The organism is Wandonia haliotis, from assembly GCF_039523435.1.
Classification (GTDB): domain Bacteria; phylum Bacteroidota; class Bacteroidia; order Flavobacteriales_D; family Crocinitomicaceae; genus Wandonia; species Wandonia haliotis.
Genome location: NZ_BAAAFH010000022.1, coordinates 86,660 through 103,848 on the forward strand (window position 1 = coordinate 86,660; position 17,189 = coordinate 103,848).

Below are 17,189 nucleotides of genomic sequence, written 5' to 3' on the forward strand. Positions count from 1 at the left end.
TTTTCCTTTTTCGTCCTTTACGAAGGAATAAAAAAAAGGTTCGGATTCACTTGAGCTGATGTTAAATTCTCTTAATTTTTTGCTCATGTATTGTTTATTCGTGAAAATGCAATAACTTTGAATTTCAAAGAACTTTTCAATATGACTAAAGAAAAATATCTGAACGACCTGAAAGACATCAAACAGTTGATGAATCGTTCTTCTCAATTTCTCTCTCTTAGTGGCTTATCAGGAATTCTCGCCGGTATTTATGCCATCATAGGAGCTGTTATTGTATATTACCTTATACACGCACATCCTTATCCTGTCATTACTCTGGAAAGCAGAACATTTACATTTATTCTACTCACTACCTCTGGTGTTTTACTGGCTTCTGTCTTAACAGCCGTTCTACTGAGTAAGGCAAAAGCGAAACGTCATGGAGATCAGATATGGGGAGAAAGTTCAAAACGAATGCTTATTAACTTTCTAATTCCTCTGGCAACAGGCGGTTTGTTCATTCTTCTTCTTCTCAAGCATCAATACTACGGATTAATCGCACCGGTTATGTTAATTTTCTATGGCATGGCCTGTGTCAATGCGAGTAAATATACTTTGCGCGATCTCAGATATTTAGGTATTACAGAAATCATACTTGGCTTACTTGCCACTGAATTTCCGGGTAATTCTTTATACTTTTGGGCTGTCGGATTCGGCTTTTCACATATTTTGTATGGTACCATTATGTATTTCAAATACGATCGAAACCAACCCGCGTGAAGAACATATTAGAAAATATAAATAAAGCTTTTGATCACCGGGTTCGCCTTGCTATCATGTCTGTACTTTCTGTAAACGAAAGCATTGACTTCAATAGTCTTAAAGAACTTTTAGGTGTTACGGACGGGAACCTCGCCAGTCATATTAAAGCACTCGAAAAAGAAAACTATATATCAGTAGAAAAACAATTTATCGGAAAAAAGCCTAATACCAGATATAAGTCTACCCCATCCGGAAAAAAAGCATTCAGAGAGCATATTGAGGCTCTGGAGCAACTTTTACAGAACGAATAATTTTTTTGACTTTTCACTTTGAAAAACAAAGTTCTTTTAAAAAAATAAAATAAACAAATATGGAAAAACAAGAAAAGAGTCTATTCAGCTTTCTGAATACTGCAACAGCCCGCTTTATACTAGTTGGTATTTTAACCCTCCTGTTATTAATCCCACTTGAATTTGTCAGGCAATTAATTAGTGAACGGAAGCACAGACAACAAGAAGTTATCGCTGAAGTCAACGATAAATGGGGGGAAGAAGTTATTATCTACGGACCAATCTTAAAAGTTCCTTACAAAGTATATTCGGAAACCATTATTGTTGACCAAAACAATGAAACAACAAAGCAGCGCAACTCCACTACAAAATATGCCTACTTTTTTCCTGAAACACTATCTAATTCAATTGATATAAATACCAAATCATTAAAAAGAGGCAATTACCAAAGCATTGTCTATTCCGGTGGTGTTACCTGTAATGGGAACTACCTGCACCCTGATTTCTCGGATATCAATACACAGGACAATGCTATTGAGTGGGAAAAAGCAACCCTCCTAATCCGCACCACTAACCTCAAAAACATAACCAAAGAAGTACAAATTAACCTGAACGGGAAATCATACACACTTGAATCACAATACAGTGGTGATGATTATGGGAATATGCAAACTCTTTCCTCCGGTTATCTGGATTCATCGCTGTTTTCTTCAAAAAAGCCCAAGGACTTTTCTTTCTCCATTCAGTACAATGGAAGCAAAAGCATCCGACTTGTCCCAATAGGAAAAACAACAGAAGTTCACCTGACTTCTAATTGGCACTCTCCTAGTTTTACCGGAGAGTTTCTCCCCAACGATGAAACCAAGGAAATCAGTGAATCGGGATTTTCCGCAGACTGGAAAATACTAAATCTCAACCGTCCGTTTGGTCAAAGCTTCTTCGAAAATTTACCGGACCTCATGGAGTATTCATTTGGTGTTGATTTTATTATCCCCAATGATGAATACCAACAAAATGAACGCACTGCCAAGTATGGATTAATGGTAATCAGCTTAACTTTTCTGGTCTTCTTTATGATACAGGCTATCAACAAAATACACGTACACATCGTTCAGTATGTAATGATCGGTATAGCTTTGGTGTTGTTTTACACCTTACTACTCTCCATTTCAGAACACAGTAGTTTCAATTTTGCGTACCTCATCGCAGCAACCGGAATCATCACTATGATTTCACTTTACTCGATTACGGTATTAAAAGTCAAAAAATTTGCGCTCTTTGTCGGCAGTTCACTTACTTGTATTTACACCTTCATATTTATCATTATCCAAATGGAAAATTACGCCCTTCTTGCAGGAAGTATAGGTTTATTCATCATACTGGCACTCGTCATGTATTTCTCACGAAAAATCGACTGGGCAAACAACTAAATTCACAAAAGCTCCCGCTGCCCGTTTCTCTACTATGCGGGAGCTTTTCTACTTATTAATATCCCTTCACAAGGCTCTTGTTTTTGATTTTTTCAGGGAAGACATTACTTTTGCGGCTTTAAATCAAAAAAATGCGACTATTCCTATTTTCCTTTCTCTCCGTATTTTGTATTCAAACAGGTTATACACAGATTCTCATACTTTCAGACTCTGTTAACCATGAAATCATCAATGAAGACGTCTATTTTGTTCACCATACGATTCTGGGGAAAAACGTTTCCAATACTACTGACACAAAATATGAGTTTGTTGTAAAAGGAGACGACTACACGAGTATTACAGGGCGAATAGGGAAAAAGAAAATCAAACCTGAGAATCTTACCATCTCTGACATTCATCATGGATTCTACAGCGGTATTAAATACGTCTCTGTTATTATTCCGCCGGAAACTTCTTTTGAAATCTATTATACCAGAAAAGAACCGGGTTCTGTTTTCTTTTCTTCAATCTCCAAAGACAATCGTTATCCTACTCTTCAGCATAAAATTGCCATCAAGATCCCCCCCAGTTGGAAATTAACACAACGAGACAGTTCTCTACAACTTCTGGAACAAAATAGTTTTATTTCTCTGAAGAATATTGATGCCCTGGCTGACAGTATTCAATACCCTATTATCGTCCACCCCTATGAGTATTCTCCCAATGATTTTTTTAATGACTGGTTCTTTACCAGAATAGAACAACTAAATCTTCAAAACCCCTGGGTTCCTGAAAAAAACTTAACAGGAACATCTCCTGAGGAAACAACTATAAACTGTCTTGATTTCGTAACACAAAAAATAAAATACATTGACATAGAAGACGGTATTGGAGCTGTAATTCCTTTTTCATGTCCGGTAACCATGAGGAGACTGGCAGGTGATTGTAAAGATATGGCAAATGTTCTCACCAATTTATTACGATCATACGGTATCGAAGCCTATAATGCAATTAGTCGCACAAACGCTAAAAAGGAAGTATTCGATTTCCCCTCGATCTCTCTGGCTAACCATATGATAACGGTCGCGGTAATCAATAATCAGTACTATTTTCTTGACCCTACTGAGGATCATTGTACATTCGGTCTCCCCAGTCTACAGACAATCGATACTGATGCCTTTATTCTCAATGAAGATTCCGGAGAATTTACAGTAGTTCCTTCCACACCCGCGAACTTAAATAGTATAGAGTTAACGTGGTCTTTAAACGAAGACTATTCCAGAGCTACTTTTCAAGCCATCCTTACAGGAAAGGCGAATGACTTTTTCAGAACTATTCTTTATTCTGCTGATTATAAAAAGCAAAAACAACTGGTAGAGTACTGGTTAAAAAAGGTGATTGAGTCTGATCTCACACTATCATTCCCAAAAGATTCTACGGTCATTTCCTTCACTGAATTAATTACTGAAAATCAAAAAATCAGGACTTCAAAAGATCTAATTATTAAGCACCCTTTATTTGGAAATTTTCAGGCTATCAATGATCTATTTATCTCCGAAAACCAGTACCTGTTTCCACTAACCTTCACCATTTCTTTGCGTGTTCCTTCTTTGGAGAAAGAACAGGATTCAATACCCACCTTGTGGGAGTATGAAAGTGATGAACAAACAGCTTTCTCCTCAATCGCTCAACAGAAAACACTAAAATGGAGTAGTTCAGGGATTGTGTTTCCAGAGGAATCAGAACTCCAGAAACAATTTGACACTTACTATAAACGATTTATTATTACTAAATCAGAACAATAACACCCTATGAAAAAGTTATTATTTATTATTACGCTCGTAGTTTATTCATCTTTTCAAGCTCAGAACAACAATGTCTTCCCCGACTACCAAAAACAGGACATTCCTGACCACCTGATTGATGAACCTGTCATTATTCTGGAGAACAGAACAACACTTGATTATCTGACCGGGGCTGACTTCCGAAGACTTTTATTTCGTCGGGCCATTATACAAAACAAGGAGGGAGCTGAAGAGTACAGTAAAATCTTTATCAACGAAGTAAATAACGAAAACCTTGACAGAATTGAAGTTCGAACTATAAAACCTGACGGACGAATAATCAATTTACAAGAAAATGATATTATTACAACCCGTCATCAGGAAGGAAATGGATACTACACTGTGAATGGATATAAAATTGTAGTTCCCAATTTAGAAGCAGGAGATGTCGTTGATCTTTATTATAGTTTTTCATTTAATAGAATTGAGATTTCTCAGGAAGTGTACTTTGCTCAAAAATACCCATCATTGATCTCTACAATAGAAATACGTAATGCCAGCCGTTTTCAGGTAAATGCATTTCTGGAAAACGGAGATACTCCATGTGATGTTTCAGAGCGTGATTTGATGAAAGTATATCGCTGGACCAAAACGGATCTCCCCGGATTAGGATCTGACGATTACAGTTCTCTTTCCCGAAAAATGGAACATCTTAATTGTTACTTATGGGAAAAAGGATCGTCCTTGACTTACGATTATTTCTATTTCAGGTTTTCTGAGTCTGTAGCTTTCGATGAATTTAATCTGGCCAATATGAAAATGCTTTTGGCAAATGGAGTCTTGAAAAAAGAGGATACCCCCTTAAATAATCTGATACGATTCAATGATTTTATCGACACAGCTTTTACATGGGAATCTGTATCTTCTTCCAAACTGAACAACAGAAATCCTAATGATTGTTTTAGTGACAAAGTAATTGCTTACTCTCTTCTGTACGACTATTGGTCCAGGTATTTAAAATTGTTAAAATCAGACTATATTCTAGGATACACAAGAAATAAATTTGATGGACCGATTGCCGAAAATTATTTCATCCCGAATCATCTTGAGACTCCGTTCTTTATTCTAATGGAAGAAGAAACTCCTTATTATTTTTTCCTACCGGGTAGAGACCGTAGTTTCAAGGTAAATGAAATTCCGTACGAATTTGAATTTAACAATGCTGTTCTATTTTATCATTCTTACAAGAAAAAAGATGCCACCGACATTAAATTCATGGACATTCCTCTAAATGATTTCAGAAAAAACAACTGGAACTCACGAAAGATGATAACCATTCAGGATGACAATATTTCTTTTCGTCGTCAGGATAACTGGTCAGGAGTTTTTGCACAGGAATTTCGGAAACCACTATCTGACGGAAACTATCCATTTGACATAGATGAAATGTTAACAGAAGCTGAAATACAAGATAGCTCTTTTCAATTTGATATTACAGAACAAGAAAGTAAATGCAGTTTTTCATGGAAAGGAACTGCTACAGGATTACAAGAAAAAGTAAGTGAAGGTATTAGTCAGTTCAATATAGGCAAAGCACTTACCGGATTTAGCTTTGAAATTTCGTCTGACGAGAGAAATAATGACATCTTTCTACCTTTTGGATACCGGGTTAAGGATAACATTTACATCACTTTTGATAGCGAAGTCCAATTAGTGGAAGCAGACGAAAACCTGAAAAAAGAACTCAAAAATGATGCGGGATTTTTTGTTTATTCTATCGCCCAGGCAGATCCAAAAACCATTGTAGTCACTCTGCAATACGGTATGTTCGGATCCATATTCCTTAGTAATCAGCTACATCTAATTACAGAAATTGAAACCCAGGTAAAGAAACTTTCCGAACAGTCTTTTATGTATCAGAAAATTTAATTACTTTTTTGAAATGAAAACACTAAATTTTGCAAACGGTGACTCTATTCCCGTTCTAGGTCTGGGAACCTGGAAATCTGCACCGGGAGAAGTAAAACAAGCTGTTATTGAAGCGGTAAAAGCAGGAATCCGTCATATAGATTGTGCTGCTATCTATGGAAATGAAAAGGAAATCGGTGAAGCATTTAGCGAACTTTTTAAGGCCGGCATTGTTCAACGCGATGATCTTTTCATTACGTCAAAACTCTGGAACAACATGCATCACTTTGATGATGTTGAACCTGCACTACGAAAAACGCTGGAAGATTTACAACTCGATTATCTTGATCTGTATTTAATTCATTGGCCGGTTGCCCATAAAAGAGAAGTTATACATCCCAAAGATGCATCAGGATTCCTTCCTTTAAGTGAAGTTCCGCTTATTGAAACATGGGAAGGAATGCTTAAAGTGCAAGATATTGGATTAACAAAACACATTGGGGTTTCTAATTTTAGCTCCAACAAATTGCAATTTCTGATTAACAACTCCAGAAAAAAACCGGAAATGAATCAGGTTGAATCTCATCCTTACTTTAACCAAAACGACTTATTTGATTTTTGCCAAAGACACGAGATTTTATTCACAGCATACTCTCCACTAGGCTCCAGAGACCGAAATATTGAAGACGCTCCGGACCTGTTTTCTGATAGTACCGTACGACAGATTGCTTCCACTCATGCCTGTACACCAGCGCAAATTCTTATTGCATGGGCAATTAATCGAGGAACTATTGTTATACCCAAAACTGTGACACCATCACGAATGAAAGAAAATCTAAAAGCTTCTGAGATTGTATTATCCGATGATGAGATGCATCAACTGAATCAATTAGATAGAAAATACCGCTTTATAGACGGCTCTTTCTGGATAAAAGAGGGAAACGGCTATACACTTGAATCTCTTTGGGGATAGGTCTCAATATTATCAAAAAGGAAGGGTAGGATTAAATTCCTACCCTTCCTTTTTATTCCGTTTATCTCCTCTTATTTCTTTTTTTCCTCTTCGAAGTTGGCTAATCGGTACTGAATTCCGATTCCCAAAACCTGCTTAAACTGAGTACGTGGTGCCATATAAGTGTTTCCGGCAGCATCCTGTACCTCTATACGCATATCATCATCATAAATAAGATTCAACTGAAGGGAAGCCGAGAACCAGCTATTAATCTTAAAGTTGAACATTACTTCTGCATTTACGTCAATATTCTGCGGTTTTTCCAGGTAATTCGAAAACAACTCAAGTCGAGTTTGCATCAAAATATTTTTCATAATTTCCTTCTTATAACGCACTTTTATGTACGCCCCCAGTTCAGCACGAAAACGCTGCCCCGGAGTTACCACATTTCCAAGAGCATCCAAGGTTGCAGGTTTTACGCCAAACGCCCCTTCATTTGCTAATCTTTCATCGTTAACAAAAGTGAACTTACCTGTTGCCGGCGCCATTAAAACGGTTAGGTTATCATTTGGCGTATAATCCACACCTAAGGCAGCTAATGAATACCCCGGAGCCAAAAACCTCGAATTAGGAACTGAATCATTCGGATAAATAAATCCATCCATAAATTGAGTACGGAAATCAGCTAATGCAGAAAAATACCACTTCTCCTTGATTTTGTATTCGTACTTCGTACTGACAAGAATCTGATCATCCGTTTTTTGCATTTTAGGTTCATCAAAATACTGAACCCCTCCCAAAGCAAAACGTATTTCATTACTCCATTTATGACTGTTTTTTGTAAAATTAAAGTCTGAATTAATAAATGCCAGAGCCGAGACGTTATTACGTCCCCCTGCTGCCCAGTTCACAAATGCAGACTGAGTTGCATTCAATCCAAACACATTACTTATCTTCCAGTACTTTACCGGTGCCTGGATTGAATCCTGTGCTTTCACAGAAAAAGTAACTGCTAATAACACAGCACAAGAAATAGCTTTAAGAAACTTCATTACTATACTTTGATTAAACAATTATATGTCACAAAATTACAAGAATAAAATTATCTGCCTACTTTTTATGTAAATGTGGATTCATAAAAATACTATGTGTTCACTGCTTTTTAAAAATGAAATAGCTAAATTCGTGCTGAAAAACGTGGAAAAATAATCAAAATGAAAGAAGTTTATATTGTTTCTGCTGTCAGAACTCCTATGGGTAGTTTTGGTGGTAGCTTGTCAACAGTTCCGGCTCCTCAATTGGGGGCAACTGCAATAAAAGGTGCTATTGAAAAAGCTGGGATCGATAAAGATCTTATTCAGGAAGTATATATGGGTAATGTTCTTCAGGCTAACCTGGGACAGGCACCTGCTCGTCAGGCTGCTATTTTTGCCGGACTGAACCAGAATGTACCTTGTACTACGGTTAATAAAGTTTGTGCTTCAGGGATGAAAGCCATCTCAATGGCCGCTCAAAGTATTATCGCCGGAGATAATGATATTGTTGTTGCCGGAGGAATGGAAAACATGAGTATGGTTCCTCATTATTACAATGCTCGAGTGGCGACTAAACTCGGAGATGTAAAAATGATTGATGGTATGGTTAAAGACGGTCTTACAGATGTTTACAACCATGTTCATATGGGGAACTGCGCTGAACTTTGTGCAAAAGAACGTAATATCACCAGAGAAGACCAGGATGCATTTACAGTAGAGTCTTATACAAGATCTGCTGCCGCCTGGGAAGCTGGAAAATTTGATAACGAAATCGTTCCGGTAGAAGTTCCTCAGCGAAAAGGAGATCCGATTATTGTGAAAGAAGACGAAGAATACAAGAACGTTAAGATGGATAAGATTCCTTCACTTCGTCCGGTATTTGACAAAGAAGGTTCTGTAACAGCAGCTAATGCATCGACATTGAATGATGGTGCTTCTGCGCTTATTTTGGCTTCTAAAGAAGCGGTTGAGAAATATGGATTGAAACCAATTGCAAAAATCGTTGCATACGCAGATGCTGCGCACGCTCCGGAATGGTTTACCACCGCTCCTTCGCAAGCTATTCCAAAAGCATTGGCTAAAGCTAATCTTTCTGTGAATGATGTTGATTTCTGGGAACTGAATCAGGCATTTGCAGTTGTTGGTTTAGCAAACATTCGCGAATTAGGATTAGATGCTGCTAAAGTGGATGTAAATGGTGGAGCCGTAGCTTTGGGACACCCTCTTGGAAACTCCGGTTCACGTATCATTGTTACACTTATCAATGTTTTGAAACAAAACAATGGAAAAATTGGTGGTGCCGGAATCTGTAACGGAGGTGGAGGCGCTTCAGCTATGATTATCGAGAATATCTAAGATTCTTTTTTGAAATAGGAAAACGAGATAGCCGATCAAGGTTGTCTCGTTTTTTATTTATATCCTCCTCCCTATTCCGTATATTTGTACACTAAAAAAGATCCGGAATGTCCGCACCACTAGCAGAACGATTACGCCCCAAAACCCTGAATGAATATGTAGGTCAGCGTCATTTACTCCAACCGGGAGCAAGCCTGCGCAAGGCACTTGATTCGGGAATGATTCCCTCTATGATTTTGTGGGGACCTCCGGGCGTCGGAAAGACAACTTTAGCCCAATTAATTGCTTCTGAACTGAAGCGCCCCTTTTATACACTTAGTGCTATAAGTTCTGGTGTGAAGGATGTTCGTGAAATCATTCAGAAAGTAGAACAGTCGACACTATTTCAAAGTGGAAAAGGAGCTATACTCTTTATTGATGAGATACATCGCTTTTCCAAATCACAACAAGACTCTCTTTTAGGTGCCGTAGAAAAAGGAACCATCACATTGATTGGTGCAACTACAGAAAACCCTTCTTTTGAAGTAATTTCTGCCTTACTGTCGCGCTGTCAGACATACGTTCTGGAACATCATACAAAAGAAGATCTTGAAGGTCTTTTAAATAAGGCAATAGAACGGGATGATATCCTGAAACAAAAAGACATTGAACTACGGGAAACCACTGCCCTACTTCAGCTTTCAGGAGGAGATGCACGTAAACTGTTGAATATTTTTGAATTGGTAGTCGGAACTTTTGGTGACAGAAAAGCAACCATTACAGATGATGTTGTACTAAGCTCTGCTCAACAAAACACTGTAATCTATGACAAAGCCGGAGAACAACATTACGACATTATCTCAGCGTTTATTAAATCGATAAGAGGAAGTGACCCTAATGCTGCAGTGTACTGGCTGGCCCGTATGATAGAGGGAGGTGAAGATCCTAAATTTATAGCAAGACGGATGCTGATTTCCGCTTCCGAAGATATTGGACTTGCCAACCCAACTGCCCTGGTAATCGCTAACACAACTTTTCAGTCCATCACAGTAATCGGATGGCCCGAAGCGAGAATTATACTTTCTCAATGTGCCATTTATTTAGCTAATTCTCCAAAGGGAAATGCGGCTTACATGGCCATTAACTCTGCTCAGCAAGCAGTAAAAGAAACGGGGAATCTTCCAGTTCCTCTTCATCTTCGGAATGCTCCAACAAAGCTAATGAAAGAGTTAGGTTATGGAAAAGAATATCAATATGCCCATGACGGTCCCGGAAATTTTGTCGAACAGGAATATTTACCGGACGTGCTTTCCGGAACAAATTTTTTCTCTCCCGGCAGTTCTTCACGGGAACAGGAGATAGCCAAGAATCTATCAACTAAATTCAAAGGCAAATACTAGTATATCTATTACGGTAAAGCGATTATAGGTACTGAAAAATTTATTTTTCCTTTTCCATAGAAACATAATGACGATTCACTAACTTTGCGCCCCGTAGTTACATTTTTAAAAAGACGATCATGTCCAACTCAACAAAGTACGTTTTTGTAACCGGGGGTGTTACTTCTTCACTGGGAAAAGGAATTGTTTCCGCTTCATTAGCAAAACTTCTTCAGGCACGTGGATACACTGCCACCATTCAAAAGCTTGATCCATATATCAATATTGATCCGGGAACACTCAATCCATACGAACATGGAGAATGTTACGTGACTGATGACGGAGCTGAAACAGATCTTGACCTCGGACATTACGAACGTTTTCTAAACACGCCTACTTCTCAGGCAAACAATGTAACTACCGGACGAATTTATCAATCTGTTATCGACAAAGAACGTCGTGGGGATTATTTAGGAAAAACTGTTCAGGTTATTCCTCATATAACAGATGAAATCAAAGAGCGAATCCAAATCCTAGGAAAACAGGGAACTTATGATTTTGTTATCACTGAGATTGGAGGAACAATCGGTGATATTGAATCACTTCCTTACGTAGAGGCTGTTCGTCAAATGATGTGGGAATTCCCGGACGATTGTTTAGTTGTTCATCTGACACTTGTGCCTTACCTGGCTGCCGCAGGAGAATTAAAAACAAAACCAACACAACATAGTGTTAAAGCTCTGTTAGAGCTAGGTGTTCAACCTGATATTTTGGTTTGCAGAACAGAACACCCACTTGATCTTACACTTCGTAAAAAGATTGCTAAATTCTGTAATGTTGCTACAAAAGCTGTTATTGAATCTATTGATGCGCCTTCTATTTATGACGTTCCGCTTTTGATGCAGGAAGAAGAGCTTGACAAGGTTGTTCTGGAAAAGCTTCACATGCCAACAAAACAGGCTCCTAATCTGGAATCATGGATATCCTTCCTTGAGCGATTGAAAAATCCTACACATGAAGTAACGATAGGGCTTGTTGGAAAATATGTAGAACTAAAAGACTCTTACAAATCAATTAATGAAGCCCTTATTCATGGAGGTGTAACTAACTCAATCAAGGTTAATATCAATTGGATTCACTCTGAAAAACTGACCGATGAAAATATTATCGAGCAATTGAGTAATCTAGATGGTATTCTTGTTGCACCCGGATTTGGATCCAGAGGTATATCAGGAAAAATAAATGCTGTCCGGTATGCCCGGGAAAATAAAATACCTTTCCTGGGAATCTGTCTGGGAATGCAATGTGCTGTTATCGAGTTCGCACGAAATGTAATCGGACTTAAAGATGCGCATACCGTAGAAATAATGAGTGATACGCCTCATCCTGTTATTGACTTGATGGAAGAACAAAAACATGTCGAAGATTTTGGCGGAACCATGCGTCTTGGCTCTTACAAATGTCACCTGAAATCAGAAAGCAAAATTCATCAGGCATACCAAACAGAGGTGATTGCGGAACGTCACCGTCACAGATATGAGTTTAACAATGCTTACCTCGATCAGTTTGAAAATTCAGGAATGATGGCGACAGGAAAAAACCCTGAAACAGGATTAGTTGAAGTGGTTGAAATTCCAGAACATCCCTGGTTTGTCGGAGCGCAGTATCACCCAGAATATAAAAGCACTGTTGATAATCCACATCCTCTTTTCAAAGCATTTGTAAAGGCTTCACTGGAAAACAAAAAGTAGTACAAATTGTATCGTCTTGTTTTCTGCCGGTATAGTTCCACAGATTTTCATTTATACTTACATAATTAAAATCAAAAGGGTTCTCTCACGAGAACCCTTTCAACAACTACTACAACTACTACAACTACTATGAAATATTAAGCTTTTTGGAAAGCTTTAAACTACTACTGTTATTAAAACGCCTGACTTCTTCTTTTGTTTTATGCATACATAAAATTTTACACTTTTTAACATTTAACAAGCTGACAAAAGAAAATAATCAAATGAATAGCAGGTTGTCCGCTAAAAATATCTGTATAGGAAAAATTATGTGCTATCTTTGCCCATCTAAAGACTAAGATAGTTCAAAATGGACAAAAATACATTGATAGGGCTCGGGTTGATCGGAGCAATTTTAGTAACATTCTCCATCGTTAACCGCCCAAGTGAGGAAGACCTGAAAAAACAACAGGAAAATCAAAAGAGCAAACAAACAGAAAAAGTTGAGAGCACATCTCCGGAAGATGTATCAGAAGATCTTAATTTACCTGAAGGGTGGGTAGCAAAACGTGATGAAAAAAATGCTATCCTTCGTAATGCAGAAGGAGCTGTTATTATTGTTGACACGGTTCGCTCTATCGATTCTACATTCATAGTAGAAGAACCCGTAAAAAGCTCAACAGCAGAAAAAAAATCTCCTCAAAAAGCATCTAATCAGAAGAAAACTACTTTCTCCGGGTTGTATATGCATGCACCAGGAGAAAAATTTGTACTTGAAAACGACCTGATAAAAGCAGAAGTAAGCGAAAAAGGGGGACGTATCAGCGCTGTTTATCTAAAAGATTATAAAACCTATACTGATTTTGCTTCAAATAATGAAAATGCCTATTTACAGTTATTCGATGAAGAAAATAGTGTTACAGAACTAATCTTCACTTACAAAGGAGAGCAAATCAGAACGAAAGGGTTAGCATTCGAAGCTCTGAAGACAGAAAAGAATGTAATTACCATGCGTCTTTCTCCCGAATCAGGAAAATATATCGACTTCAATTATGAACTTGCTGAAAACTCTTACCATGTAGACTTCTCTATCAGCATGCATGGTTTTGGAGAAGACATTGACCCTGATCAAATACTTTTGAACTGGAGAACTGATTTGTTACGTACAGAAAAAGCGGCTTCGCAGGAACGAATGGTTTCTACCGTATTCTTTCACAATGAAAAAGGATATGATTATCTTTCCGAGTCTAGTCAGGATCATCTACAAACAGAAACACCTTCTGATTGGATTGCTTTCAAACAATCCTACTTCTCTTCAATACTGATTCCTGAAAAACCATTTGCTTCGGGAGCAAAACTTGGAATCACTCCTTATGACAAAACTTCCAGCAAAGAAGGTACCTATATCAAGAACTACACGGCTTTGGTAAATGCCGGAATTAGCAGTTCTGAAAATGGATCAATCAAGATGCAATGGTACTTTGGTCCTAACGATTATACCATATTAAGCTCATATAATAGTAACCTGGAGGACATTATCAACCTCGGATGGGGAGTATTCAGATGGGTTAATATTTATATGATTCAGCCTATTTTCGTTTGGCTTACAGATATTGGTATTGGTGCCGGAATCGCTATTCTCTTATTAACAATCATTGTTAAACTTATTTTGGCTCCTGTTACCTGGAAAATGTATGTTTCTTCAGCGAAAATGAGAATCCTGCGTCCTCAAATTGATAAACTAACGGAGAAATACCCTAAGCAGGAAGATGCAATGAAGAAACAGATGGAAATGATGACGCTCTATAAAGAATCAGGGGCAAGTCCTTTATCGGGCTGTCTTCCAATGCTTTTACAGATGCCGATCCTATTTGCTGTTTTCCGTTTTTTCCCAAGTTCATTCGATTTGAGACAAAAAGGATTCCTATGGGCAGAAGATCTGTCATCTTATGATGCCATTGTTAGTTGGGACAAATATATTCCTTTCCTTTCTGATATATATGGAAACCATATTTCACTATTTACTTTACTCATGTCTGTTACTACTTTGTTTTACACTCATTTTAATAGTAGTAACATGCAACAACCTCAACAACCAGGTATGCCAAACATGAAGGTGATTATGTATATCTTCCCGGTTATGATGATTTTCTTCTTTAACAATTATTCATCCGGTTTGAGTTACTATTATTTCATATCTACTCTTACTTCTATTCTAATCATGCTTGCTATCAAACAATTCTTTGTAGATGAAGACAAATTAAAAGCCAAAATGGAAGCAAAACTTGCTAATAACGGCGATGGAACAAAGAAGAAAAAGTCTAAATTTCAGGAACGACTTGAAGCGATGCAAAAAGCACAACAAGAAAAAATGAATCAGAGAAAATAATATTCCTGATATCGATATAATAACAAAAGGTCAGAATTAGTTCTGACCTTTTTTGTTTTACTCTTTTTTGCTTCTTCTACAAATCAATTCATAAACAAATATGAAAAATAAAAAACATATAATCGGATAAATTCCGATTATTATGATTTAAATTGACATTAAAATGTAAAAATAATTGTAAATAATCGGATAAATTCCGATTATTGTAATTATAAATAACAACAATGTCGTTCAGAAGAAAAATAAAAAAATACCAGGAAACTCCCATTAACCATCAAATGGTCATGGAAATGCTCAGCGAGTATAACCGTCCCAACGATAAAATAAGTGAATTACTTAAAAGCGGAGAACTTCTTTCAATAAGAAGAGGTCTCTACATTCCTGGTTCTGAACTAGACTTACCCACTCCGGATCTTTTCCTTATTGCAAACCACTTAAGAGGTCCCAGCTACATATCAGTTGAATCAGCATTATCATACTGGGAGATGATCCCAGAGAGAGTATACGAAACAAGTTCTGTCACTATAAAAACATCTAAAAACTACAGTACCCCCGTGGGACGATTCACTTATCAACATCTATCAGCTCCTTACTATTCTTTCGGAATAAAAAGTATTCGTTTAACTCCACAACAAACGATTATGATTGCCTCACAGGAAAAAGCTCTTTGTGACAAGATCATACTTACACAAGGCGTTTTACTAAGAAGTATCCGACAAACAATGGATTTTCTTTTGGAAGACATGAGAATAGATGAAGATACACTCCAACAATTGAATACTTCAACAATACAATCATGGATAGACGATGCACCAAAAAAAAGTAGTTTACAAATGCTAGTTAAAACACTTGAAAGATTATGATAAAAGAATGGCTTGCTGAATATGCTCCAACCAACGAAGAAGAGACTCTTTCCGCATTACGTGAGATTATGCAGGAGATAGCTCTTGCCGGACTATCCAGAACAGATTTTTATAACAAAGCTGCATTTTACGGAGGAACAGCTTTACGAATCTTTTATGGGTTAGATCGCTTCTCTGAAGACATGGATTTCTCTTTACTAAAGCCCGACTCCCATTTTTCATTGGAACCTTATTTTTTTGCCATTATTACAGAATTCGAAGCACTTGGCATGAAAGTAAGTATTCGGGAAAAGAATAAAAAGACAGCTACATTTGTAGAATCTGCTTTCCTAAAGTCAGAAACGATCTGGAAAGAGTTAATACTGGAAGACATTGTAAAACAAGCTGGGATAAGGTCAAATAAGTCCATCAAAATAAAAATTGAAGTAGACCGAAATCCTCCCCAAGACTTTGAAACAGAAGAAAAACTCTTACTACGCCCGTTTTCTTTCTATGTAAAATGCTTTACTCAACCCTGTTTATTTGCAGGGAAGATGCATGCTTTACTATTCCGAAAATGGAAAAATCGAGTAAAAGGCAGGGATTGGTACGATCTGGAATGGTATATCAAAAGAAATATACCTTTAGATGTAAATCATTTTCTATCACGTGCAAAAGATTCCGGAGATTGGCATGAAGCCACTATTTCTACATCGCAAATCAAAGAGTTATTAAAAACAAAAATCCGGAATGTATCACTAGAAAGAGTGAAAGACGATGTCGTTCGTTTTATACAAGATGATACATCTATTGCTATCTGGGATGCAAATTACTTTTACGACCTTATTGATCATTTGAAGTTTACGAATGAAATCTCTTCAGAAAATAGGTTGTAAAAAAGAGCGGTTCTCTCGAACCGCTCCAAAAACCAAACCAAAATAAGCAAGTGAGGTTTGTTATTAAAAGGATGGGCAGGATAAAGTTTTAAACGTTGGTAGTTTCTTTTTACAATTTAAGTTTATTCCCATGGATACCTCGTGAGAACCACCCGACTGATTTGTCAGTCGTGATACGGTTACATCATAGCTGTATCCTACTTTGAATGCTCCGGTGTTAATTCCGAAAACAAGGATAAATGCGTCACGATTTCTAAACCACGCTCCCGCAGTAAAGATTCCATACTTCACATACGTACCAATATTTAGCTCCATAAACCCTTGTTGATAACGGAAAAGTATGTTTGGAGAAATAGAAGTCTGATTATTATACTTTGATTGTTTTCCCAATGGAATATCAGCACCTACGTGTCCTGTAAAACGCATAGGCATCGGGCTGTTTCCAATAATCATTGATTCGTCTGGTCTGTTCAGGTGATGCGCCGCAAAACCGAAGTAGA

The 17,189-nt window shown here is 37.4% G+C and carries 14 protein-coding genes; 12 read left to right on the forward strand and 2 right to left on the reverse strand.

Annotated features, from left to right (window positions below; genetic code table 11):
• The first annotated feature begins 141 nt into the window (after positions 1 to 141).
• The 6 genes from ABDZ97_RS13160 to ABDZ97_RS13185 all read left to right on the forward strand — a co-directional run bounded on the left by ABDZ97_RS13160 (position 142) and on the right by ABDZ97_RS13185 (position 7,105).
• Positions 142 to 759, forward strand: a complete 618-nt coding sequence (locus tag ABDZ97_RS13160; RefSeq protein WP_343788432.1) for a hypothetical protein — start codon at positions 142 to 144, stop codon at positions 757 to 759.
• Positions 756 to 1,052 (forward strand): winged helix-turn-helix domain-containing protein, encoded by a 297-nt coding sequence (locus tag ABDZ97_RS13165; RefSeq protein WP_343788435.1) that lies wholly within the window; start codon positions 756 to 758, stop codon positions 1,050 to 1,052. The genes ABDZ97_RS13160 and ABDZ97_RS13165 overlap by 4 nt, the downstream gene beginning before the upstream one ends.
• Positions 1,053 to 1,111: 59 nt before the next feature.
• Positions 1,112 to 2,461 carry a cell envelope integrity protein CreD gene (gene creD, locus ABDZ97_RS13170; protein ID WP_343788438.1) on the forward strand — a complete coding sequence of 450 codons (1,350 nt, stop codon included), beginning with the start codon at positions 1,112 to 1,114 and terminating at the stop codon, positions 2,459 to 2,461.
• 131 nt (positions 2,462 to 2,592) lie between these two features.
• Positions 2,593 to 4,245: a transglutaminase-like domain-containing protein gene (locus tag ABDZ97_RS13175; protein ID WP_343788441.1), complete on the forward strand. Its 1,653-nt coding sequence runs from the start codon at positions 2,593 to 2,595 to the stop codon at positions 4,243 to 4,245.
• 6 nt (positions 4,246 to 4,251) lie between these two features.
• A complete protein-coding gene (locus tag ABDZ97_RS13180; protein ID WP_343788444.1) occupies positions 4,252 to 6,153 on the forward strand; it encodes a DUF3857 domain-containing protein in 1,902 nt (633 codons plus the stop codon).
• 13 nt (positions 6,154 to 6,166) lie between these two features.
• Positions 6,167 to 7,105 carry an aldo/keto reductase gene (locus tag ABDZ97_RS13185; protein ID WP_343788447.1) on the forward strand — a complete coding sequence of 313 codons (939 nt, stop codon included), beginning with the start codon at positions 6,167 to 6,169 and terminating at the stop codon, positions 7,103 to 7,105.
• Positions 7,106 to 7,176: 71 nt separating this feature from the next.
• On the opposite strand, the gene ABDZ97_RS13190 is transcribed toward ABDZ97_RS13185, so the two are convergent.
• Positions 7,177 to 8,136 carry a DUF3078 domain-containing protein gene (locus tag ABDZ97_RS13190; RefSeq protein WP_343788450.1) on the reverse strand — a complete coding sequence of 320 codons (960 nt, stop codon included), beginning with the start codon at positions 8,134 to 8,136 and terminating at the stop codon, positions 7,177 to 7,179.
• Positions 8,137 to 8,298: 162 nt separating this feature from the next.
• On the opposite strand from ABDZ97_RS13190, the gene ABDZ97_RS13195 reads away from it, so the two are divergent.
• From ABDZ97_RS13195 to ABDZ97_RS13220, 6 genes are all read left to right on the forward strand, one after another.
• A complete protein-coding gene (locus tag ABDZ97_RS13195; protein WP_343788453.1) occupies positions 8,299 to 9,474 on the forward strand; it encodes a thiolase family protein in 1,176 nt (391 codons plus the stop codon).
• 107 nt (positions 9,475 to 9,581) lie between these two features.
• A complete protein-coding gene (locus ABDZ97_RS13200; protein WP_343788456.1) occupies positions 9,582 to 10,853 on the forward strand; it encodes a replication-associated recombination protein A in 1,272 nt (423 codons plus the stop codon).
• A 119-nt stretch (positions 10,854 to 10,972) separates the two neighbouring features.
• A complete protein-coding gene (pyrG, locus tag ABDZ97_RS13205; protein ID WP_343788459.1) occupies positions 10,973 to 12,583 on the forward strand; it encodes a CTP synthase in 1,611 nt (536 codons plus the stop codon).
• A 349-nt stretch (positions 12,584 to 12,932) separates the two neighbouring features.
• Entirely contained in the window at positions 12,933 to 14,951 is a 2,019-nt protein-coding gene (gene yidC / locus ABDZ97_RS13210; RefSeq protein ID WP_343788462.1) for a membrane protein insertase YidC, read from the forward strand.
• 224 nt (positions 14,952 to 15,175) lie between these two features.
• Entirely contained in the window at positions 15,176 to 15,814 is a 639-nt protein-coding gene (locus ABDZ97_RS13215) for a type IV toxin-antitoxin system AbiEi family antitoxin domain-containing protein (RefSeq protein WP_343788465.1), read from the forward strand.
• Complete coding sequence (locus ABDZ97_RS13220) at positions 15,811 to 16,689, forward strand: nucleotidyl transferase AbiEii/AbiGii toxin family protein (protein WP_343788468.1); 879 nt, start codon at positions 15,811 to 15,813, stop codon at positions 16,687 to 16,689. Before ABDZ97_RS13215 ends, ABDZ97_RS13220 begins: the two co-directional genes overlap by 4 nt.
• 63 nt (positions 16,690 to 16,752) lie before the next feature.
• Here ABDZ97_RS13220 and ABDZ97_RS13225 read toward each other — a convergent pair.
• On the reverse strand, positions 16,753 to 17,189 hold a 437-nt coding region (locus ABDZ97_RS13225; protein ID WP_343788471.1), incomplete at its 5' end, for a PorP/SprF family type IX secretion system membrane protein.